Below are 22,841 nucleotides of genomic sequence, written 5' to 3' on the forward strand. Positions count from 1 at the left end.
CCTATGTCGAAAAAAGAATTTTTTCAAATACATGCCGGCTCCTACACTGGTTTTCCCAAGGGCGCCGCCAGATGCGCCCCCGCACGACCCAACCTTCCAGGGGAAACCACATGAACCTCCGCCGCTCCTGGCGCCAACTCCTGCAAACGCTGTGCCTGGGCCTGACGGCCGCCACGCTGCCGCTGGCCGCGCACGCGCAAGCCAACTATCCCGACCGGCCCGTGCGCATCATCGTGCCCTTCACCGCGGGTGGCAGCTCCGACATCCAGGGCCGGCTACTGGCCGAACATCTGGGCAAACTCTACGGCCAGTCAGTCGTGGTGGAAAACCGTCCCGGCGCCGGCGGCCACATCGGCGGCAAGTTCGTCGCCGACTCCGGGCCGGACGGCTACACCCTGCTGCTCGGCTCCATCGGCCTGCATGCCACCTACGGGGTCTACAAGAACCTCAACTACCAGCCCGCCCGCGATCTGAAGCTGATCACCATCGTGGCCGAGATGCCGCACGTGGTGGTGGCCAACCCCGGGCTGGAAGCCAATACCCTGGCCGAACTCACCGCCCTGGCCAAGGCAAAACCGGAAACCCTGCACTTCGGCTCGGCCGGCGTGGGCTCGTCCGTGCACATGGTCGGCGAGCTCTACAAGATGGCCGCGCAGGCGCCCATCGTGCATATCCCGTACCGCGGCAGCTCCGCCGCCACCAACGACCTGCTGGGCGGCCAGATCCAGCTGCTGTTCGAGAACGTGCCCACCACCATCGGCTACATCCAGGCCAAGAAGCTGAAGGCGCTGGCCATCACCGGCGCCACCCGCTCGCCGGCCCTGCCCGACGTGCCCACCGCCGCCGAGGCCGGCCTGCCCGGCCTGACGGTGACCTCCTGGACCACGCTGGCCGCCAGCAAGGACGTGCCGGACGCGCTGATCGAGAAGATCAGCGCCGACCTACGCCGCATCTACGCCGACCCGGCGTTCCGCGAAGGCCTGGAGCGCCTGGGCATGACCCCGGTGGGCAACAGCCCCGCCGAGGCGCGCGCCTTCGTCGAACGCGAACGCGCCCGTTGGAACAAGGTCATCGAGACCGAACACATCACCGCGGGCTGAACGCCTGCCCGGGGCGGCGCTGGCGCCGCCCTTTTTTTTCCGACCTTATCCTTGCTCCGCCAACCATGAACCGCATGCTCGCCACGCCCATCCCCTGCCGCCGCCTGGGCGCCACACCGCAGCACCATTTCTTCGGCTACTACAACAAGACCGTCTGGCACCGCGACGGCCGCTATCTGCTGGCCAACCGCACGCCATTCAAGGACGCGCGGCTCACGCCCGCGCTGCGCGCCGAAGTGGGCTACTTCGACCTGCAGGACGGCGACCGATACCACGCCGTGGGCAGCACCACGGCCTGGAACTGGCAGATGGGTTGCCAGCTGCAATGGCTGGACGGCGAGGCCGAGCCGCAGATGATCTACAACTGCCGCCGCGACGACGACAGCGGCTTCTATCCGGGCTTGCGTTCCGCCGTCCACAACATCGCCACCGGCCAGACGCGCCACCTGCCGCTGCCCATCTACGTCGCCGCGCCCAACAGCCGCTATGCGCTCTGCGTCGACTACCGCCGCCTCTACATCACGCACGAGACCATCGGCTACAGCGAACACGCGCCCGGCCCCGTGGACTACGCCCCGGCCGACGACGGCATCCACAGCATGGATCTGGAGAGCGGCGCGCATCGCCTGCTGGTCAGCTACGCCGACCTGCGCAACTTCCATCCGCGCGACTCGATGGAACGCGCCATCCACTGGGTCAGCCACATCGAGATCAATCCTTCGTCGTCCCGCATCCTGTTCCTGCACCGCTGGACCGAGCGCGTGAAGGACGAGACCTGCTTCCTGCACCGGCTGATCACCATGAACGCCGACGGCAGCGACATGCGCCTGCTGGAATGCTCCGACCATCCCCTGCCGCAACTGGCCGACGGCTTCGACCCCAGCGCGGTCGGCACCTTCGACTACGAGAAATCCGAATACCAGATCTCGCATCCGCTGTGGCGCGACGACCAGACCATCATCGTGTGGGGTCCGCATGAGGGTAGCATCCACTATCACCTCTACCGCGACGCGCCCGGCGGCGCGGTCCAGGTCGTGGGCGACGGCGTGCTGACGGAGAACGGCCACATGACCTACTCGCCGGTGAACACGCGCTGGCTGCTGAGCGACACCTATCCGGACTCGACCACGCACGAACGCATCCTGTTCCTCTACGACATGCAGACCGGCCTGCGCCACTCGCTGGGCAGCTTCTACGCCGATCCCCATCTGTCCAAGGAAAACCGCTGCGACCTGCATCCGCGCTGGAGCCGCGACGGCACGCAGGTCTGCATCGACTCCGTGCATGAAGGCGAGCGGCAGATGTATGTGCTGGACGTCACGTCCATCGTCGGGCCGCGCGCCTAAGCCGCGCCCCGCCGCCTCGGCCGCCGCTTCTACCGCAATTCAAACCGCGACTCGGCCAGGCGGCGGACTACCCACGCCAGCGCAAGGACTTCACACTATCGTCACCCCTTTGTAACGACCGACCTTTAATCTCGCTTGCGTTTTGCTTACAGATAACTGAGCGACCCGTTCGCGACACTATGAGGTTGGAATGTCCTACTTGACTGATAAATTGCGCGCCCCCCATCGCGAAGCCCAGGGCGAAGTCACCGTGCCCGGGCAAATGTTCGACGAGATCGTCGCCGCGAATCCCCAGCGTCGCACTTTGCTGAAGAACAGCTTCGGCCTGTCAATGTTGTCCGTGTTCGGCGCATCGACCCTGCTGACCGCCTGTGGCGGCAGCGACGATGACGACGACGACACCTCCGGCAACGAACCGGGCGAAGGCGGCACCAAGCCGCCCCCCGGCCCGGACTACTCCGTCACGTTCACCCCGCTGGCCGACAAGATCGTCGCCGACACCGTCACCGTGCCCGCGGGCTACGTGGCCGAGGTGCTCTACTCCGCCGGCGACAAGTGCATGATCGGCTCGGTGGGCTACGCTGGCGTGCCGCAGTCCTATCCCGCCACGGAAACCCAATCCGGCGGCCAGCACGACGGCATGCACTTCTATGCCCTGCCCGGCGTGGACCCCAACCAGGGCGGCCTGCTGGTGCTGAACCACGAAGCGCTGGACGACGAGACCCTGGACCAGAGCGTCGAAGGCGTGAAGACCCGTCTGTCCAACGTCGGCGTGTCCGTCGTCGAAATCGCCCGCGGCGCCAACGGCGCATGGACCGTCAAGACCGACTCCCGCTACAACAAGCGCTACACCGGCAACACCGTCTACAACGTCAGCGGCCCGGCCAAGGCCGTGGTCGGCGACACCGTCGTCGGCACGCTGAACAACTGTTCCAGCGGCGACACGCCCTGGGGCACCTACCTGACCTGCGAAGAAACGCTCAACAACTACCACTACAAGACCGGCGACGCCGGCAAGCCGGCCGACCAGGGCTACGGCTGGGTGGTGGAGATCGATCCGCAGAACCCGGACTCGACCGCCGTCAAGCGCACCGCGATGGGCCGCTTCAGCCACGAGAACACGGCCTTCATGCTGGACGCCAACAACCGCGTCGCCTTCTACATGGGCGACGACACCACGCCGGGCTGCATCTACAAGTTCGTGCCCACCAAGCCCTACGACCCGGCCAACCGCGCCGCCAACATGGGCCTGCTGGACGAAGGCACGCTCTACGCCGCGCGCTTCAACGACGACGGCAGCGGCAACTGGATCGAACTGACGGTGGGCAAGAACAACCTGACCGCCGGCGCCACCGATCCCGGCAACTTCACCCAGGTCGCCAGCGGCACCGTGATCACCGGCAAGCTCGTCAACTTCAACACGCAGGCCGACGTGCTGGTCAACACCGGGGCCGCGGCCCGCGTCGCCGGCGCCACGCTGATGGACCGCCCCGAGTGGATCACGGTGGGCGTGGACAAGACCTTGTATTGCACGCTGACCAACAACGGCAGCCGCAAGCGCACCAGCGCCGCCAACCCGCGCGTCAGCAACTCGCACGGCCACATCATCCGCTGGCACGAGCGCGGCGATTCTCCCCTGGCCACCACCTTCGAGTGGGATCTGCTGCTGCTGGCCGGCCGCGACAAGACTGACGGCGTGGCCGCCAACCTGACCGGCAACGTCAACGGCGATACGTTCTCCAGCCCCGACGGCATCCGCGTCGACCCCAAGGGCCGCCTGTGGGTCCAGACCGACGCCGGCACCAGCGCCTCGACCACGGACTTCTTCGGCAACAACTCGATGTACTACATCGACCAGAAGACCGGCGAATCCAAGCGCTTCCTGGTCGGCCCGTTGGGCTGCGAAATCACCGGCATCGCCTACACGCCGGACCTGACCACGTTCTTCATCAATATCCAGCATCCGGACAAGGCCTGGAACGCCGTGCGCGCAGGCGGCGGCGATGCGCGCTCCGCGACGGTGGTGGTGCGGCGCACTGATGGGAAGCCGGTGGGCGCGTAAGCGTTCTGGCGTTGGACGCCGCCCGGCCGCACATGCCGGGCGGCGCCGCAAGACGGTTTGGCCTCCCGGTCAGCCACCGTCAGAACCGGTGGCTGAAGCCCATCGTCACCAGCGCTTGCCTGCTGGATCCCGAATCGGCCCCTGCCCCAGGGATCTCCGCGATCGCGGAGCGTCCGACGACGGCGCCGCCCGCGCCCAGCACGGGCGCGATACCATCCCCGCCCGCCTTTTGCAGAATGACCGCGCTGTAGAGCTCGGTCCTTTTCGAAAGGGTGTAGCTGGCGCCCAGATTGACCTGATGGAACTTCGGCTTCAGTTTCTGGTAGTCCGCGCGGCCGGCGTTGTAGATGTACGCCACGCCCAAGGAAAACGCAGGCGTGAACCGATAGGTCGTCATCACCTCATAGCTGTCCATCGTGAAGTCGCCGCCATTGCCCGCGCCGGGAAATCCGTTTACCACGAAGTATTGGCTGTTCCTGAGCAGTGTGCGCGCATAGGTGAAGCCGACGGTTGCCGCACCGAACTGGTAGGACGCCCCGACGCCGAGCACCTTCATCGCATCGGCATCCTGCAAACCCACGTACTGACCCAGCGCGCCAACATAGTTGCCGTTGGATTCGTACACGCCCCCTGTGCCATTGGCGCGGGTGGCGGGCGGATGAATGTCCAGATAGCCCACCGCCATCGCGAGAGGCCCGTTCGCATACGAGCCAGCCAATGCCCAGGAGCGGTTCGCGGCAAAATCGCCCGTCTTCCCGCCGAAGCTGTACATACTGTGCAAACGCAGACCGTTGGCGTTCGGGCTCACGTACTTCACGGCATTGTTGATCCGGATCGACTGATTCAGGTTGTTCAGGTCGCCGAAGTGCGAACCATAGCCCGTCGCGAAGTTGTTGCTGGACGGGAACATGCCGACCGTATCCGACAGAGGATCGTATTGTCGTCCGAGCGTCAGAGCGCCATGGCGTTCGCTGGAGAAGCCGACATAGGCCTGGCGGCCGAACAGCAAACCGCCTTGGCCGAGCTTGCCGTTCTGCAGATTGAAGCCATTCTCCAGGACGAACACGGTGGACACGCCATCGCCCAGATCCTCGCGGCCGCGCAAGCCGAAACGGTTGCAGCCCTGCGGACCGCAAATGTCGGTGTGGATGGAACTGCCTTTGCCCCCGCCACTGACATAGGTAAGGCCGGAGTCAAGCATGCCGTACAGCTCGACGCTGCTCTGGGCCGCAAAGGCCTGCGGGGCGACAACCAGCAGGGACAAGGACAAGCCGATCTTCTTCATGAATAGCTCTCAAACGGAGATGGACAGGAGCGCACGGGGCCGCACCCGGCTGCGTGGCGGCCGGATGGGCAGGCATCGATTTGTTGAGGGGAAGCAGCCTCCATCCTCATGGAGGTTGTGTGCGGCGCTAGGGTCTCTGGTCGCGAAGGGAGGCCGAGGGCGACAGCACGCCGGGATACACGCCGACCGCGATCGCGGCGGGCCTGGGAGCGGGGGTCAGAAAGCTGACCACGACCACGGCAACGGCATTGATCGCCATCGCAATGAGGCCAGGCTCCCATTCAGGCGCCACGGCCTCCCAGTACTGCGATGCGAACGGCGCAAGCAGCGCCACGAACCCCGCAACCAGCCCGGCCAGCACGCCTGCCGCAGTGGTGCGCTTCCAGAGGAAGCCGAGGAACACCGGCGGCGCCAGCATGCCTATCGCGGCATAGGCATTCAGCAGGATCCGCACCAGCGAGCTGCCCTGATGGATGGACAGGAACGCCGCGATCAAGGCAAAGCAAATCAGCGACGCACGCGACAGGCGCAATGACATCGCCTCTGGCATTCCTTTCCAGAACGGCTGCACGATGTTGCGCGTGAAGATGGTGCCCGCCGACAGGAGCAGCAGCGAACCGGGCACCAGCGCCAGCAGGAAGCCCGTGCCCGCCACCAGCCCCACCACCCACGAGGGATAGGACGTCGCGACGAATTGCAGCAGCGCGGCGTTCAGGTTGTTCCCTGGCGGCAGCGTCCCGGCGAGCAAGGCCGCGAATCCCAGCAGGATGATGAAAAAGTAGGCCAGCGAATACAGCGGTTGCCAGATGGCGTTGCGCCGGATCACGGTTGCGCTGTGCGCCGAATAACACATCTGGAAAAGATGCGGAAAGACCCAGTTGCCCAGCGCGATGTTCAGCGCGGAAGTCATGAGCCAGATTGAAGTCGTCGGTGAAGCCGGATCGATACCCGGAAACTTGCCGATTCCCGGATAGGCGGCTTCAGCCATGTCGAAAATATCAAGCAGCGAGGCGGCCCCGACCGTGCCCGCCACCGTGGCGCTGAGCACCACCACGACCACGATCATCAACACGTCCTTGACGCCCGCGGCAAACGCCGCCGAACGCATGCCGGCCGCGAACACGAACGCGATCATCAGCGCGGCCGCGGCCAGGGTTGCGGTCACGGTCGAAACACGGCCATCCAGCGTGAGCTGCACCACCAGCCCGAGGCTGATGAGCTGGATCTGCACATAAATGACCAGTGAGGCGATGCCTATCACGCCTGTCAAGACGCCCAACCACGGCGCGCCATAGCGCGCGGCGAAGTAGTCGGCCTGCGTGACAAAGCCGCCGGCCCGCCCGGCGCGCCAGATCTTGGGCATCAGCCAGTACCCCAGCGCGTAGCTCAAGGACACCGAGCAGAACGCCAGATAGGCCGGCGCGCCCAGCGCCCATGCATAGCCCGAGATGCCCAGCACCGCAAAGGTGGTGTAGACCTCTCCCGCGTTCATGAACCAGAAGATCAGCGTCCCCAGGCTGCGGCCGCCGACCGCCCACTCCGCGAGGGTCTTGCCGCGCTTGGCCCGACGGCCGTAGCCCAGCGCGCCGGCGAGCGTCGCGAGCAGGATGACGAATACGATGCCCAGCGTCATGGATGGCTCCCGTTCTGCGCGACGGTCGCCGCCAAGAAAGCCGCTTCCTCGTCCTCGACGCCGGCAAGCCGGTCCAGCCGGAACACCAGGCCGATCACGATGCTGGCCAACACGATTCCAGCCATCTGCCAGGCCATCGGGAACGGCAGGGCCAGCGGCCGGTATGCCACCTCGTTCACCAGCGGAGCGAGCGCCGCCTGCCAGATGAAGGGAAGGATGAGCAGCCATCGATGCAGCTGCCGCCCAGGGCGGCGAGCCGGTTGAACCAGATTTTCCATTGTGGACTCACGTAAAGTTTAACTGCACGATCTGAGGCTTTTTTGTATAGCCATACTGCACAGAAATTCTACGCACATCCACCTTGAAAGGCGCACTAGTGTTTACCACTACTCTACAATTTTCCATTTCCGAGGAGGCAAGGCTATCTTTGCTGTAAACTAAATCCATACAGACGAACAAGAAATGTGCACTACCATTGCACACCAAGATCCAGCAGAAACGGAATAGGCAACATGATTGGTGAACGCTTGAAAGAGCTGAGGACGGCGCGCAACCTGTCGCTGCGCGACCTGGCGGCCCAGGCTGGGGTTTCCGCAACCCTGCTGAGCCAGGTGGAGCGCTCGGTCACCGACCCCAGCCTCGAAACCATCCGCCGCTTGGCCGCGGTGTTCGGCGAATCCATCACTTCGCTCTTTGCGGAACCCAGCGCGCCTTCGGTCTGGATCAGCCGTCCTGGCAATCGCACGAAATTGACCGCCCCAGCGGGACAGGTCAGCTATGAACGGCTGACCGCCGGCCAAGGCGATCTGGAAGTGCTGCGGGCGGTGCTCGAACCCGGACAGGTTTCCGCGGACGAACCCCGCGGCCACCCGTCGACCGAATGCGTCTACGTCATCCACGGCGAGCTGATCGCACAGATCGCTGGCGTGGACTACCTGGTCGCCAGCGGCGAGAGCATCTCGTTCGACGCCAGGCTTGCGCACCGCTACCGCAACGACTCCACCGCAACGACCGAAATCCTGCTTTCCATCACCCCCCCCAGCCCCTGACCGGGCTCCGACTACGCAGGTTCCATACGCCGCCGCGCCCCGGCGCGACGGCGCTCGTCCCGCCATTCATGGAGCAACGCCGTGCAGAACAATCCCTTGGGAATTTCTCGTATCGATCACGTGTCCTGGACCGTCGAAAAACTCGATCCGGTGGTCACGTTCTATGAGCGCGTTTTCGGCGCGCGGGTGCTGTACCGGCTTGGCCCGGTCCATGCCACGCAACTGCCGGGCGCCGCGGATGGGCGCGACTGGACCGAGGCGCATCTGGGCGTCAAGGGCGCCGGGCTCGAGCTCGCCATGCTTGTACTGCCCGGCGGCGCCAGGATCGAGATCTTCGAATACGAGAAGACCCCCGACCATGGCGGCGGCCCCGCCTCCTGTGACCGGGTAGGCAGCTACCACCTCAGCATCGAGGTGCAGGATCTGGACGCGGCAGCGCAAGTGCTGCGCGACAACGGATGCACGGTCTTCGAACGCATCGCCTTCTCCGACGGGCCCACGTCGGGCTCGCAATTTCAGCGCTTTCTGGACCCCTGGATGAACATCTTCGAACTTGCAGCCCATGCCCGGCCTGCCTGAACAGGCGGCAGTCTCTCTTGCACACTCCTGGAGCAACCCATCATGACACGCATCGCCATCAACCCGGACTCCCTGTACGCGAGCCTGCCATTCGGCTTCTCGCATGCCACTGAACAGCGAGGCGCGCGCAGCCTGCACCTGGCCGGCCAGGTCGCATGGGACAAGGATCGCAACTTGATCGGCACGGGCGACGTGGTCGCGCAAGCACGCCAGGCGCTGGACAACCTAAAGCAAGTGCTGGCCGCCGCCGGGGCCACGCCGGCTGACGTGCTGCGCCTGCGCACCTACGTAGTCAATCACAGGCCGGAGAACCTGGGACCGATATGCGCGGAAATCAGCGCCTTCTATGGCGACGCGATACCCGGGGCCAACACCTTCATCGGCGTTCAGGCGCTGGCCCTGCCTGAATTCCTCATCGAAATCGAAGCCGACGCGGCACTGGATCAAGGAACCCCTGCATGAACCGTAACGACATCAACTGGACCGGGTACATCCCCGCCATCACCACGCCCTTCAAGCGCGATGGCGACCTGGACTGGACAGCCCTGCCCCAACAACTCGAGTGGTACGTGCAGGAACGCATGCACGGCGTGATTCTTGCCGGGACCTCGGGCGAATGGTTCAGCATGAACGAAGCGGAGCGCGCGTTGCTGTTTCAGGAATCGAGCCGCGCGATCAACCGCCGCATCACCGTCCTGGGCGGCTGCAATGCCTATACCGCCGCGGAAGCCATCCAGCATGCGCGCGCCGCGCAACGCGCGGGACTGGACGGCATCATCCTGACGCCGCCCCCCTACATCGTGCCCAGCCGCAGGGAACTCGTTCAGTTCTACCAGGACGTCTCCGACGCCACCGACATCCCCATCTGCATCTACAACTGGCCGCGCGGCTGCGTCGTCGACATGGACGTGGATCTCCTGGACGAGCTGGCCGATATCGACCATGTGGTCGCGGTCAAGAACTCCACGCCCGACTTCGGCATGTTCCTGAAGGGCGCGTATCAATTGGGCCACAAGGTCCGCTACTTCAACATGCCCACCTCGGCGTTGGGCGCCGACCTGTCCGCGCTGGGCGTGGCCGACGGCCTCATGGGCGCCGGCGGCGTGCTGGGCTCGGATCACCCTGACTTCTGGCGCCGCATAGCGGCCGGCGACAAAGCGGCGGCCATCATGCTGGGCGAGCGCGACCGGGTCATCATGGGCGCCTGGTTCAACAAGGATTTCGCCGGCAATTTCGGCAGCGCCCAGGCCATACTCAAGACGGCGCTGCGGCTGCGCGGCGTGCCCGCCGGATATGTCCGCCGCCCCTTGCTGGATCTGACCGAGGCCGAAGTCGACAAGGTCCGCGCCACGCTGGAAGGGCTGGGCATCGCGACGGTGCCGCTGGAACAATCGTGACTCCTGCCACACCCGCGGATGCGAACGCCTGCGTTCGCGCCTCCACGCTGGTCATCGGCGGCGGCCTGCTGGGCTGCGCAATCGCCTACTACCTTGCCAAGGCCGGCGTCGACGTAGTGCTGGCCGAAAAAAGCCAGATCAACAGCCAGGCCTCTGGCCGCAACGCAGGCAGCCTCCATTTCCAGCTCGAGTACCGCATGATCGAGCACGGCCTGGAAAGCGCGCGCAAGGCCGCCGAAGCCATTCCCCTGCACCTGCACGCCCAGCGCGCCTGGAGCGGCCTTGCCGCCGAACTGCAGGACGATCTCGGCGTGGTCCAGCATGGCGGGCTGATGGTGGCCGAAACCGGCGAGCAAGTGGAACGGCTGGAGCAGAAGGTTGCGCTCGAGCAAGCCGCCGGCTTGCAGATCGAGCTGCTCGATCGCAACGCGGTGCGGAGCCGGGCGCCCTACCTGAGCCCTGCCATCCTGGCGGCGGCTTTCTGCCCTGGCGAAGGCAAGGCTGATCCGAGGCGCAGCGCATTGGCCTATGCCCGGGCGGCCGCCCGCCTGGGCGCGCGCATCCGCAGCGCAACTGGCGTGCGCTCGCTGCAACGCGACGGACGGACCTGGCGCATCGCGCTGGACGGCGGCGTATCCTGCCAGGCCGACAACGTGGTGCTTGCCGCGGGCGTATGGTCGGGCCGGATCGCGCAAATGGCGGGCGTGACGCTGCCAGTAAGCGCCGTCGGCCTGACCATGGCCGCCACCGCGCGAACCCAACCGTTCATCAAGCACCTGATCCAGCATGCGGGGCGGCGCCTGTCCATGAAGCAGACGCCCGAAGGCAATGTGCTCATCGGCGGCGGCTGGCCCGCCGCGCTGCCCCAGAGCGCCGGCATTCTCGACCTCGAGCGTCAGCCAGAACTGCTGCTGCCCTCGCTGGCAGGCAACCTGCACGCCGCCACGGCCGTCATTCCTGCCGTCGGGGAGCTGCCGGTGCTGCGCGTCTGGACCGGCGCCACCGCGCTGGTTTCCGACCAGTTGCCGCTCATTGGCGCCGTTCCCAAGGCCGCCGGCCTTTTCATCGCCACAGGCGGATCGGCTTTCACCCTGGGGCCCACCTATGCGCAAATCCTGGCCGACGACATACTCGGCCGGCCCCGGACGTTCGACGCCTCTCCCTACGACCCCAAACGCTTCGGGAGCCTGACCTTTGCCTGACGCCACACGACTGCAGGACCGGGTCGCCAGACCCGCCCGGATCCGCATCTACATCAATGACCGCGAGACCTCGGCCTATCCCGGGGAGACTGTCGCCACCGCCCTGCTGGCGGCCGGCGTCTCGGTCTTCCGCCGCAGCCACGGCCACGCGGCGCACGCACCGGTCTGCAACATGGGCGTCTGCTTCGAATGCCTGGTCACCATCGACGGCTGCCAGTCGGTACGCAGCTGCATGACCTTGGTAAAGGAAGACATGTGCATCGAGGTTCCTTCGAATGTTGAATAGTGCCAACCAGAACACCGCCGAGCAGGCGGATACGCAGTTTGATCTCATCATTGTGGGAGCTGGACCCGCAGGCCTGTCGGCGGCATTGACCGCGGCTGACCACGGACTGCGCGTCGTGGTGATCGACGAACAACACGACGTCGGCGGCCAGATTTTCAGGCAGGCGCCCAGCACCTTCCAGAGCGAGCCCAGCAGCGCCTTCAAAAGCTATCCCTTCGGCCGGAAGCTGCTTGAACAGGCGCGACAGTCGACGCAGATCCAATGGCGCTTCGGCAGCACCGCCTGGGGCGTGTTCCGCAGGCCGGATCACCCCGGCGTAAGGGTCGGCATCAACTGCGGCAGCCACGCGGCAATGATTGACGGCGCCGCGCTGTTGATCGCCACCGGCGCCTACGACCTGCCCGTGGCCTTCCCCGGCTGGACCCTGCCGGGCGTCATGTCCGCCGGCGGCGTGCAAACCCTGATGAAGAGCCAGTTTCTTCGGCCGGGGAGGCGCTTCGTCCTGGCCGGCTCCCACCCCCTGTTGCTGCTGGTCGCAGACCTTCTGGTCGAGTCCGGCGCGGAGGTCGCCGAAGTTGCCATCGCGCGTCCGAAGCCGTCGCTGGCCGAGCTGCTGTCCTCCTGGCGGGCGCTGCCCGGGCACCTCGACCTGTTCCGGCAGGCGGCCAGCGCGCTGCGCAACCTGCGGCGGCATCGGGTCCCGATACGCTTTGCCACGCTGCTGACGCGTGCCTCGGGAAATGGGGCGGTGGAGCAGGTTGTGCTGAGCAACGCCACGCCGGAATGGGAGCCCATTGCCGGCACCGAACGCGCGCTGCAGACCGACATTCTGGTCACTGGCTACGGGCTGCTCGCCTCCACTGAACTGGCTCGCCAGGCCGGCTGCGCAACCGTATGGCGGCCAGGGCAAGGCGGCTGGATCGTATCGCACGACGAACGCATGCGAACCAGCCGGCCGCGGGTTTTCGTGGCGGGAGAACCTGCCGGGATAGGCGGCGCCGAAATGGCTGCCATCGAAGGGCGCATTGCCGCCTTGCAGGCCGTGCTGGATCTGCGCGGCGGCGCACCCGATCAAGCCATCCAGGCATCCTTGCGCCAGGAAGACAACGCGCGCCGCAAGGCAAGCCGCTTCAGCGAAGCCGTGCTTCGATTCTTCGAACCCAGGCTGGACGCCCTGACAAAACTCGCCACGCCGCAAACCACCGTCTGCCGCTGCGAGGAAGTCACGGCCGGAGCCGTGCAGTCATTCCTGGCGGACAACCCGCACGCCAGCGACGTAAACAGCGTCAAGCTAGCCTGCCGCACGGGGATGGGATTCTGCCAGGGGCGCTATTGCCAGCACACCGTCGCCCATATGGTGGCCGCGACGCGCAAAATGGAGGTCGACGCGGCGGGCGCCTTCACCGCTCGGGCCCCAGTCAAACCGGTGCCGGTCGCGGCGCTGGCAGGCCTGCTGGAGCAAACACCGTGAGGCCGCCTCCGCTGAAGTACGAACACAGATAGCCCGCGCTGCCGGATGACCTGACGTTCGGCGCCGCTTTGCTTGCGAAATTTGTCGCAAGATACGATCGCCCAATGTCCGGCGTTACCCAACGCGGCCAGCCATTCTTCGTCTTTGGTATCCGCCGCGAATTTCTCGCGTAGATGGCATACCTGGCCAAGCTCGGCATCAAGAAATATGCGTTTACTCGCGGCAGAGAATATGCCCGCCCAACCAGGCCGCAGATTATTGTCGAACAGAAAGTTCAATTTGCGGTCCGCCGCAAGCTCTCTTCGAACTTGACGGCGGAACGGACATACCTCGGCGCCACGTTGTAGGCCTCAGACGTGATGTGCAACGCGCGGTCGCTTGCCCCTTCCGCCAGGAAAGAAGCGCACAGCGCATCCGTGGGCATACCCGTATCTTCAATGATTGGACTGCCGAACTGCCGGGAAGGGTCGAGTACGACTCGATCACGCCGAGATGCCGGATACCATCTCGTTGCCTGGGAACCGCTGTATTCGATTCCAGCGTACAGAGACGGGTGAATGATGTCTTTAAAGACGCCCTGCCTGCTGCGCAGGCCGACCATCGCCCCCTCGCTCTCGACCTGCTTTATGGCATCCCCGAATATGGTCTTGCCGTCGGTCTTGAACTGCAGGGTGGTGAATGGATACTCCACGCCATAGATCGCCTGAGCGTTCTCCAGGTATCGACGAATCACGGCTAGGGGCACACCATGAGCGATGAACGCCTGCACAAAGCGCGCCTCCAGCAGATCGCGAAAGCCAATGACGGGTTCATCGTAAGTCGCCAAATCTACCTGCGTTTTCCACAACGGCGCGGAAAATGCACGTACGGCTTTCTCGCCCCGGCCTTTTTGGTAGTGATACCCGAAAAGCCAGCGATTGAGGTCGCGAGACTGTGCTTGGACTAGCCTAGTAGCTTCCCGCAGCGAGTACATGCCGGTGCCGTCGCACATGGGAAGGACTGAGAGATATCCGAACGAATTTAGCACCGGGCTATCGACTTCCCCCGGATGAAACCGTCTGACAAATAGGCATGAAAAAGCCCCACCGTGCATCACGTGTGGGGCTTGAGTGCTCGTCGCTTTGTTCCAAGCGACGATCCATAAGTATTCTTGGCGGACAGAGGGGCCGCCAACATTAATTCCGAGACAGTCCAGGAAATACAAAATTTTCCTTTAAAAACAACAATATTTCGGAAAATACTGTCCGCCGGATTCCAATGAATTCCTATCAAATCCGTTATAATTTTGATAGTCAATTTGTGAGTTGAATAAATGGCGCGATCAATCAACAGGCTCACGGCCATTGGGGCAGCCCGCCTGGAAAAGCCGGGGCTGTATAGCGATGGCGGCGGCCTCTATTTGCAGATTACAGCGGCTGGCGTGAAGTCCTGGCTACTGCGCTATATGCGCAACGGGCGTGCCCGAGGGATGGGCCTAGGGCCTCTTCATACGATCAGCCTTGCCGAGGCCCGCGCCAAGGCGCTCGCCTGCCGTCAGCAACTGCTCGAAGGGATCGATCCCCTGGAGGCCAAGAGCGCCGCCAAGATAGCGGAAAAGCTCTCTGCGGCCAACTCGATCACGTTCGATCAATGCGCCGACGCATATATCGCAGCCCACCAGGCGGGCTGGCGGAATGCCAAACATGCTGATCAGTGGACAAACACGCTGAGGACATACGCAAGCCCAGTCTTCGGTACAGCAACTGTCTCCCTCATCGATACCCCGCTCGTACTCAAGGTACTTGAGCCGATCTGGCAAACGAAAACAGAAACCGCCACGCGGGTACGCGGCCGGATCGAATCCATCCTGGACTGGGCGACCGTTCGCGGCTATCGGACTGGCGAGAATCCCGCACGCTGGAAGGGACACCTGGATCATCTGCTGCCCAAGCGATCCAAAGTGCAACGCGTCAAACATCATCCTGCATTGCCGTACAAGGATGCTCCTGCGTTCTTTCAAACGCTGCGAGCCCAATCCAGCAACTCGCAAAAGGCTTTGGCCTTCCTCATCCTGACCGCGACCCGTACCAACGAAACGATTGGGGCTCAATGGAAGGAGATCGATCTGTCGGCTGGCACTTGGACAATTCCTGCTGAGCGCATGAAAGCGGGCAAAGAGCATCGTGTACCTCTGTCCAAAGCTACGCTTGAGCTTCTGCATGAAGCGCGGACGGAGCACGCGACCGGTGATGACTATGTGTTCGTCGGGCAGAAGGTGGGGCGCCCTCTTTCAAATATGGCGTTCCTCCAGCTGCTGAAACGGATGAACCGCGGCGACATCACTGCGCATGGATTCCGCTCTACCTTTCGGGACTGGGTGGGGGAAACCACTGCTCACGCTCGAGAAATCGCCGAGGCTGCGTTGGCGCACACCATTAAAGACAAATCCGAGGCCGCCTACGCTCGTGGCGATCTATTCATGAAGCGAATGGCTCTCATGGACGATTGGGCCACCTTCCTCTTGACCCAATAAGCTTCAAATCGAATGCACTTTATTTACCTTTATTCTTATAAACACCAAGACATGAACACATTTCCAAGGAATCCTAGGTGAACGAAGTCATTGCCCCCAAAAAGCAAAAGTCCTCGAAGCGAAAGCTAAGGGGGACATGGTCTGTAGTTCCAGCTCCTCATTCTGAGCTTCCAAACGGGAGGGAGCTGACAGCCTACGTTGACTACGAAACGTGGGAAGCCAGTCGTTGGGCTTGGGAATTTCTACGCAGGAATAAAGAATTCCAGAAGGCTTGTGATAGCTTGCCTCAAGAGAGGGAGGATCGCATTCTCAAGCTGAAAAAATTAATCAGAAATTACGGGTTGACTCAATTCAAACACTGGAAAGAGGAATATGGTTCTGGGCGAGATAACCAACCAATCTTCGATGGCGTTCGTATTCGAGCCAACCTAAAGGAAGACCCCATGGATCTTTCTGACATACCTCCACTGGAGAAAGGACAAGCTCTAATTCTTTTAGAAATCCTTCCATGCCTCGACGATCTCGAATTACTTCAAAAGCGAATGACCTTTGCCTACAAGCAGCTAGAGGAAAGACTGCGAAAATATGCCGAAAAAAACAAACTAGAAAAGCCGGTTTCCCGCAAGCCGAAGATAAACAAGTCTGAAGATCTCATTGCGCACCTCCGGATACTAGACTTAAGGGGTCAAGCAAAGGAGGACAGGCTGAATCCTGCTGAACGCTTTAAAACGGTTTACCCAAGCGAGGATAAGGAACTGGATGCGCATACCAAAGTACAGAGAGAGAAAGATCGTTTTAAGACAGCACGAAGACTTTCCAGCAAGGACTATTTGACTCTAGCCCTTATCTGAGATGAACAACATTCGGGCAATAAAATCACGCGAGGGGAGGGCTCACGTTGAACCGCAACGTACTCCCCTCGAAAACCTGACGCGCACATAAGGGGGAGCACGTCAGTACTGTAATGTGCCAATCTATACGAGACGTTTTGGTCTCCTTATAGTAGTCGTGCGCTTTCCAACCACGACTCTAAGGAACATAAATGTCGCTCCCTTTGAACCAAGCGTCTCCCGACTCAACGCGCTCTCCCGCAAACGCAGAGGCCGGGACGACATTCTTGCGGCGACAATCTGTCGAACAGATGACCGGCCTCAGTCGCTCATCGATCTACAGCTTCATGGCGCGGGATCTATTCCCCAAACCGATTCCGATCGGGCCGAAAGCCGTCCGCTGGTCCAGCCGCGAAATTCTGTCGTGGATGTCTGAGCGCACCGCCCAGCGCGGATAGGCCACTTCAGGCCATAAAACAGCGCTCCACACACCTACCAACGCCGTTCGTCACTCCCAGCATCGCTACTGTTCACGGCATCTCGTAGCACCGTAAGACGCATCACCGATTAGAACGCAAGAAAACTGCACGCCGCCGATTTGCCGGCGTGCGGGCCTCGCTCAGCCTAACGCTTTGCGAGGTAGTCATTACCTTATATAGATACACATTCTGTCGTACCCCTAGCGACCCAATGGCCAGAGTCACGACAGAAGCATCCAAGGAATCCTGAATTGAAGCTCCAGATTTCATCTCCCGAAGCGATAGGCATTGATACTGTCATCCTACGCGTTCCCTACCACGGCGAAAAACTACGTACTCAGTACACTCAGCGACTTACGCCTGATGGCGAAGTAATACAGATGGGTAGTTATGCCGTGTGCATAAAGGGCAAAGCCGGGCAACACACAGTCAAAGTTCGACACGACCAACAACGCAATGAGCTTCAAATTGAGGGCTCAGCATATGGTTTTCTGTATGGACAAAATGTCTTCACGGGAATCAACCTCCCATGGATCACACACCATCTTTTTTTGAAGAAGGTTGCCGAAAAGCTGTCGCTTCCCGAAACGCAACTCGCCCAATGGAGTGCAGCTCAAATAGTGGTGGATCGGCTTGATCTAGCAATGAATCTGAACTTGGGGAGCGACGAGGATGCCAATTCGGCACTTGTTCAACTTGGCCAGCAATTCGCTGCCCGTCAACGTTCCATGTTCATGCAGGCAACGACCCTGTACTGGAATCCACGTCTCGGCAAGGATTACCTGATCGCACTGTATGCGAAGGGGCCTGAACTGCAAGCAACGCATGACCGCCGCAAGGACGACAATCCAATCCTCAAACGTATGCTCGAGCAAACTGTGGGCATGCTCCGGGTGGAGCTTCGGTTTCGCCGTCCAGAGCTCCAAAAGCTGTGCATGACTCGGGTGACCGACTGGACACGCCAAAGCATGACGAACGCCTTTTGCCGTTACTTTGCACGCATGCCGATCTGGAACGTAACCTCCGGGTCCCTTACCGCCGAGGAGCTCGAAGGTCTGTCACCGGCAGAAAAACGCTACCTCGCTTTTCACAAACTCGGTGCGCCGATGCGATTGTTGTTTACGGAGCGATCAACTCAGCGTTTCCGCAAGAGCTTTCGAGAAAAGCAACACCTTGACCTGCGCTGCCCTAATCGTGAGCAACGAACCATGAGATTGGTGGATCTCATGTCTGATCCTGACCGCGTCGTGAAAACGCCCAAGTGGCTCATGGAAGCAGGTTGGGCGCCGCGCCAAGCCTAGCCAAGCCAACTCAAGGCGAACCAACTGCAGCATGATCAGTAGACGATAGCCCGGCTCGGCAAACAGCGGGGCCACAGCCGCCCCACTGTTTGTTGGCGTTCGCCCTCCATTTGTCTTGCTTCGACGGGAAAGAGGAACCCTCGGGGTGCATCCTGTGTGGTGGCGTTAAGGGAACTACCGTCCCAACGGCCTTGGCACTTAAGAGCCAGTGCTCATCCAGACCCGCTACCGCTAAGCTGCTAGGAAGAAAGCCAAATTAAGAACATCGCCAACTAGCTTCCGGAGTGGCACTAGGAGAAACGCCGATGACAACCAAACGTTGCGCCTACTGCGGCGAGTTGTTTCAGGCTCGCCCCCAAGTTCCTGACCAGACGTACTGCGCCTCCAAGGGATGCCAACGTGCCAGAAAGCGACAGTGGCAGCAAGTCAAACTGCAAAGCGATGCAGCATATCGAGCCAATCAGCGCGACGCTCAACGGGCATGGCAAGAGCGTCATCCGGATTACTGGAGGGACTATCGCGAAACCCACCCTGCATATGCGGAGCGCAACCGTGACCGCCAACGATTAAAGCCCTCACGTCTGTCCACATCAACAATTGCAAAGATGGACACGTCAGCGCCGCTCGATGGCATATACCAACTCCGAATCGTCGCTGCGCGTCCTCTCGAAAATCGCGCCTGTTGGATCGTGGAACTGGTTCCCGTCTGCGACCACTGCCCTTGCAAAAAAGATGCTTGCAAATAGAGGATGTAATCGACAGGTCGCTAACGAGTCCTTACCGTTGTCTTGACGGAAGGCTTACATCTTATGCCCCCAAGCAGATGAGACTACAGAAGGCCCACAAGCACCTCACGAATCGTCCCATCGAACGCCTTCTGCAATTTCTCCAAAGTATCGAAACCCAATCGCCTTGAACGCGCAATCTCATGGAAGCGGAAGATCCCCTCATTGGTACCCCTGCATCGCATGTCACACTGCGCGCGGCAGAGTATGTCCGAATGTCGACCGATCATCAAAAGTACTCCACTGAGAATCAAGCAATGAGAATCCGCGACTACGCACAGCGGCGCCACATTGAGATCGTAAAGACCTACGCGGACGAAGGCAAAAGTGGATTGCGCATAGACGGCAGACAAGCGCTTCAGCAGCTCATCAAAGACGTTGAATCACACCAGGCTGACTTCCAAATCATCCTCGTCTATGACGTCAGCCGTTGGGGTAGATTTCAAGACGCAGATGAGAGCGCGTACTACGAATATGTCTGCCGACGTGCAGGTATCCAGGTTGAGTACTGTGCTGAGCAGTTTGAAAACGATGGCTCACCTGTGTCTACTATCGTCAAAGGCGTGAAGCGAGCCATGGCTGGCGAGTACAGCCGCGAACTCTCTGCAAAAGTTTTCGCCGGTCAATGTAGACTCATCGAACTCGGCTTTCGGCAGGGTGGGCCTGCTGGGTACGGCCTGACACGCGTGCTGATCGACCAAGTCGGAACAGTGAAAAGCGAACTAGCGCGTGGCGAGCACAAGAGCCTCCAGACCGACAGGGTAATCCTCAAGCCCGGATCAGCAACAGCAGTTGCCACCGTCAATCAAATTTACAGATGGTTTGTCAATGACGGAGCCTCCGAGCAAGAAATTGCCACCCGTCTGAATCTCGAAGGGATTCAGACCGATCTAGGACGAAAGTGGACTCGAGCATCTATTCGTCAAGTTCTAAGCAACGAGAAGTACATCGGCAACAACGTCTACAACCGCGTATCGTTCAAGCTTAAGAAAATCCGCATCGTCAACCAGCCAGACATGTGGATCCGCAAGGATAGGGCGTTTGAGTCCATCGTGCCCAGCGAGCTCTTCTATACCGCCCAAGGAATACTTCGTGCACGCGCGCATCGCTACAGCAATGAAGAGCTGCTTAACAAGCTGCGCGGCCTCTACCAACGCCGCGGATATCTCACGGGTCTGATCATCGATGAAACGGAAGGAATGCCGTCTTCCGCAGCTTACGCGCATCGATTTGGAAGCCTCCTTCGCGCATACAAGGCCGTCGGCTTCACACCTGATCGAAGCTATCAATATCTCGAGATCAATCAGTTCCTTAGACAGTATCATCCAAGCATCGTGAGCCATACCGAGCAGATGATCTGCGCCCTGGGCGGAGTTGTCCGGCGCGATCCTGCGACCGACCTATTAGATGTGAATGCCGAGTTCACAGTCTCCATAGTCTTGGCCCGTTGCCAGACGCTTGAGACAGGCCACAGACGTTGGAAGATTCGGTTTGACACCAACCTTGCTCCGGACATCACGGTGGCCGTACGCCTTAATGAGTCGAATCAGTCGACGCAAGATTATTATGTACTGCCAAGCTTGGACCTGTGCTGGCCAACCCTCAACCTTGCAGACCACAACCGGATTGAATTTGAGAGCTACCGGTTTGACGATCTGGATTATCTTTACGGAATGGCTGAGCGCAGCCGCGTGCGAAGGGCGGCATGATGAAGACGCCACCCTTGCCCGACCTGCAAATGATTCCTGTCGACCAGATCGACATCCTCAACCCGCGAGAACGCAACGGCCGCGTCTTCCAAGAAATTTTGACGAACATTCGGGACATCGGCCTCAAAAAGCCGATCACTGTCACACCCCGTTTCGCGTCTGATGGACGGCAGCGATATCTGCTGATCTGTGGCGAGGGGCGCTTAAAGGCGTTCAGAAGCCTGGGCGAGGCCACTATCCCTGCTCTGGTAGTCGACGTGAACGATGAGGATGCGTTCATCATGAGCCTAGCAGAGAACATCGCTCGCCGAAAATATCATCCGCTAGAGCTGTTGAAGGGGATAGAACGCCTTCACGACCAGGGCTACGATAAGCGCGCGATTGCACAGAAAACCGGACTTGGTGCCGACTACATTCAGGGGATTCTCTACCTCTTAAAAAACGGTGAAGAGCGGCTCCTTGCCGCCGTCGAAACCGGACGAATACCCCTCAATGCAGCTATTGCTATAGCGGGCGCCGGCAATGACGACAAAGCGATTCAAGCAGCGCTTCAAGATGCATACGAATCAGGGCATCTTCGCGGCAATCAGTTGATACAAGCAAGACGGATAATTGATCGGCGTCGCACCTTCGGCCGCACGGTTTCTCATGGACGTTCACAATCGAAAACCACCGTCACGTCCTCAAGTCTAGTCCGCAACTATCAGCGCGAAGTCGAGCGTCAAAAGCTGATGATAAGAAAGGCAGAATTCTCTCAACAACGGCTGCTCTTCATAGTCGAAGCTCTCCGCGAGCTTCTGAACGATGAGCACTTCACAACCCTACTACGGGCAGAGAATCTGGATACGCTTCCCAAGTACCTTGCGGATCGTGTTTGGCCCGGAGGACATGTGACATGAATCTACCTATGCTTGGCTTCATCCCTGAACCCATAACCCTGCCTCTAGAAAGGATCCTGCCATCGCATAAGGTCCAGGACGGAATGCTCGAAACACGCAAGTTCAAACAAATTCTCTCCTCAATTGAAGAAATCGGATTGATCGAACCTCTAACGGTTGGCAAGGCCGTACCCCCTGGTGATATGCACGTCCTTTTGGATGGCCATATCCGGATGCTCGCCCTCCAACGGCTCTGCGTCAACGTCGCCCCATGCCTTGTTGCGATAGACGATGAAAACTACACATACAACAATCGCCTAAATCGACTGTCGTCTATCCAGGAACATCTCATGATCCGAAGGGCAGTCGATCGCGGCGTGCCCAAGGAGCGCCTTGCAAAGGCACTTAATGTTGATATCACGTCGATCGTGAAGAAAATGAACTTGCTAGATGGTGTCTGCAAAGAGGCCGCAGAACTCCTTAAGGAGCAACACTTCTCCGCGAATCTCGGGGCCGTTCTGCGCAAGATGAGACCCACCCGACAGATCGAATGTGTCGAGCTGATGGTAGCCGCGAACAACATGACTGTTGCTTACGCTCAAGCGCTGATCGCCGCGACTCCGAAAGAGATGCTCGTCGGCGAGACGAAACCGAAGAAACTGGCTGGCCTTACGCCCGAGCAAGCCGACAAAATGGAGCGAGAAATGAGCAATGTCTTCGGCCAGTTCAAGCTGTTTGAACAGTCATACGGACAAGACGTTCTGAATCTGGTACTTGCCAAAGGATTCCTTGCCAAGCTTCTGGGCAACGAGACCATTCGGCGGTACTTGGGAAGACACCAACAGGGCATGCTAGCCGAGTTTGAACGCATTGTTCAGACCGTCTCGCTAGAAAAGTGACCCGCGAATGGCCAACCTTTCTAGGCCTTGCGGCTCGT

General features: G+C 60.8%; 21 protein-coding genes and 1 pseudogene. 17 read left to right on the forward strand and 5 right to left on the reverse strand.

Annotated features, from left to right (window positions below; translation table 11 throughout):
• The first annotated feature begins 110 nt into the window (after nt 1–110).
• The 3 genes from FOC84_RS08975 (at nt 111) to FOC84_RS08985 (ending at nt 4,508) form a co-directional block, all read left to right on the forward strand.
• Nucleotides 111–1,100 (forward strand): Bug family tripartite tricarboxylate transporter substrate binding protein, encoded by a 990-nt coding sequence (locus FOC84_RS08975; RefSeq protein ID WP_088138306.1) that lies wholly within the window; start codon nt 111–113, stop codon nt 1,098–1,100.
• A 65-nt stretch (nt 1,101–1,165) separates the two neighbouring features.
• Nucleotides 1,166–2,446, forward strand: coding sequence for a hypothetical protein (locus FOC84_RS08980; RefSeq protein ID WP_173144113.1), 1,281 nt, complete (start codon nt 1,166–1,168; stop codon nt 2,444–2,446).
• 190 nt (nt 2,447–2,636) lie between these two features.
• Nucleotides 2,637–4,508 (forward strand): PhoX family protein, encoded by a 1,872-nt coding sequence (locus FOC84_RS08985; protein WP_173144114.1) that lies wholly within the window; start codon nt 2,637–2,639, stop codon nt 4,506–4,508.
• A gap of 79 nt (nt 4,509–4,587) precedes the next feature.
• Here FOC84_RS08985 and FOC84_RS08990 read toward each other — a convergent pair whose 3' ends face one another.
• From FOC84_RS08990 to FOC84_RS09000, 3 genes are all read right to left on the reverse strand, one after another.
• Nucleotides 4,588–5,793: a porin gene (locus FOC84_RS08990; RefSeq protein ID WP_173144115.1), complete on the reverse strand. Its 1,206-nt coding sequence runs from the start codon at nt 5,791–5,793 to the stop codon at nt 4,588–4,590.
• Between the two features lie 127 nt (nt 5,794–5,920).
• Complete coding sequence (locus tag FOC84_RS08995; protein ID WP_173144116.1) at nt 5,921–7,426, reverse strand: sodium:solute symporter family protein; 1,506 nt, start codon at nt 7,424–7,426, stop codon at nt 5,921–5,923.
• Complete coding sequence (locus FOC84_RS09000) at nt 7,423–7,704, reverse strand: DUF3311 domain-containing protein (RefSeq protein ID WP_173144117.1); 282 nt, start codon at nt 7,702–7,704, stop codon at nt 7,423–7,425. Before FOC84_RS09000 ends, FOC84_RS08995 begins: the two co-directional genes overlap by 4 nt.
• Before the next feature lie 234 nt (nt 7,705–7,938).
• Between FOC84_RS09000 and FOC84_RS09005 the strand changes: the two genes are divergently transcribed.
• From FOC84_RS09005 to FOC84_RS09035, 7 genes are all read left to right on the forward strand, one after another.
• Nucleotides 7,939–8,475: a helix-turn-helix domain-containing protein gene (locus FOC84_RS09005; protein ID WP_173144118.1), complete on the forward strand. Its 537-nt coding sequence runs from the start codon at nt 7,939–7,941 to the stop codon at nt 8,473–8,475.
• 81 nt (nt 8,476–8,556) lie between these two features.
• The gene (locus FOC84_RS09010) at nt 8,557–9,054 is read left to right on the forward strand and encodes a VOC family protein (RefSeq protein ID WP_173144119.1); all 498 of its coding nucleotides are present in this window, start codon (nt 8,557–8,559) and stop codon (nt 9,052–9,054) included.
• Nucleotides 9,055–9,096: 42 nt separating this feature from the next.
• A complete protein-coding gene (locus FOC84_RS09015) occupies nt 9,097–9,516 on the forward strand; it encodes a RidA family protein (RefSeq protein ID WP_173144120.1) in 420 nt (139 codons plus the stop codon).
• The gene (locus FOC84_RS09020) at nt 9,513–10,451 is read left to right on the forward strand and encodes a dihydrodipicolinate synthase family protein (RefSeq protein ID WP_173144121.1); all 939 of its coding nucleotides are present in this window, start codon (nt 9,513–9,515) and stop codon (nt 10,449–10,451) included. The genes FOC84_RS09015 and FOC84_RS09020 overlap by 4 nt, the downstream gene beginning before the upstream one ends.
• Nucleotides 10,448–11,653, forward strand: a complete 1,206-nt coding sequence (locus tag FOC84_RS09025) for an NAD(P)/FAD-dependent oxidoreductase (protein ID WP_173144122.1) — start codon at nt 10,448–10,450, stop codon at nt 11,651–11,653. Before FOC84_RS09020 ends, FOC84_RS09025 begins: the two co-directional genes overlap by 4 nt.
• Complete coding sequence (locus tag FOC84_RS09030; protein ID WP_173144123.1) at nt 11,646–11,939, forward strand: (2Fe-2S)-binding protein; 294 nt, start codon at nt 11,646–11,648, stop codon at nt 11,937–11,939. The genes FOC84_RS09025 and FOC84_RS09030 overlap by 8 nt, the downstream gene beginning before the upstream one ends.
• A complete protein-coding gene (locus FOC84_RS09035; protein ID WP_173144124.1) occupies nt 11,929–13,410 on the forward strand; it encodes an FAD-dependent oxidoreductase in 1,482 nt (493 codons plus the stop codon). The genes FOC84_RS09030 and FOC84_RS09035 overlap by 11 nt, the downstream gene beginning before the upstream one ends.
• Nucleotides 13,411–13,481: 71 nt before the next feature.
• Here FOC84_RS09035 and FOC84_RS33545 read toward each other — a convergent pair.
• A pseudogene (locus tag FOC84_RS33545) lies at nt 13,482–13,688 on the reverse strand (hypothetical protein); the annotation flags it as partial.
• Entirely contained in the window at nt 13,685–14,401 is a 717-nt protein-coding gene (locus FOC84_RS09040; protein ID WP_173144125.1) for a DUF433 domain-containing protein, read from the reverse strand. The pseudogene FOC84_RS33545 and the gene FOC84_RS09040, both read right to left, overlap by 4 nt.
• A 321-nt stretch (nt 14,402–14,722) precedes the next feature.
• Between FOC84_RS09040 and FOC84_RS09045 the strand changes: the two genes are divergently transcribed.
• The 7 genes from FOC84_RS09045 (at nt 14,723) to FOC84_RS09075 (ending at nt 22,803) form a co-directional block, all read left to right on the forward strand.
• On the forward strand, nt 14,723–15,922 hold the full coding sequence (locus tag FOC84_RS09045) for a tyrosine-type recombinase/integrase (RefSeq protein ID WP_173144126.1): 1,200 nt from the start codon (nt 14,723–14,725) through the stop codon (nt 15,920–15,922).
• Nucleotides 15,923–15,999: 77 nt separating this feature from the next.
• On the forward strand, nt 16,000–16,773 hold the full coding sequence (locus FOC84_RS09050) for a transcriptional regulator domain-containing protein (RefSeq protein WP_173144127.1): 774 nt from the start codon (nt 16,000–16,002) through the stop codon (nt 16,771–16,773).
• Nucleotides 16,774–17,063: 290 nt separating this feature from the next.
• Nucleotides 17,064–17,210, forward strand: a complete 147-nt coding sequence (locus tag FOC84_RS33370) for a helix-turn-helix transcriptional regulator (protein ID WP_254242006.1) — start codon at nt 17,064–17,066, stop codon at nt 17,208–17,210.
• 272 nt (nt 17,211–17,482) lie between these two features.
• A complete protein-coding gene (locus tag FOC84_RS09060; protein ID WP_173144129.1) occupies nt 17,483–18,532 on the forward strand; it encodes a phage/plasmid replication protein, II/X family in 1,050 nt (349 codons plus the stop codon).
• Between the two features lie 928 nt (nt 18,533–19,460).
• On the forward strand, nt 19,461–21,026 hold the full coding sequence (locus tag FOC84_RS09065) for a recombinase family protein (protein ID WP_254241938.1): 1,566 nt from the start codon (nt 19,461–19,463) through the stop codon (nt 21,024–21,026).
• Complete coding sequence (locus FOC84_RS09070) at nt 21,023–21,925, forward strand: plasmid partitioning protein RepB C-terminal domain-containing protein (RefSeq protein WP_254241939.1); 903 nt, start codon at nt 21,023–21,025, stop codon at nt 21,923–21,925. Before FOC84_RS09065 ends, FOC84_RS09070 begins: the two co-directional genes overlap by 4 nt.
• Nucleotides 21,922–22,803 (forward strand): plasmid partitioning protein RepB C-terminal domain-containing protein, encoded by an 882-nt coding sequence (locus FOC84_RS09075; protein ID WP_173144130.1) that lies wholly within the window; start codon nt 21,922–21,924, stop codon nt 22,801–22,803. Before FOC84_RS09070 ends, FOC84_RS09075 begins: the two co-directional genes overlap by 4 nt.
• Nucleotides 22,804–22,841 lie beyond the last annotated feature (38 nt).

Origin of the sequence: Achromobacter pestifer (genome assembly GCF_013267355.1) — a bacterium.
In the GTDB taxonomy this organism is placed as follows: Bacteria; Pseudomonadota; Gammaproteobacteria; order Burkholderiales; family Burkholderiaceae_B; genus Achromobacter; species Achromobacter pestifer_A.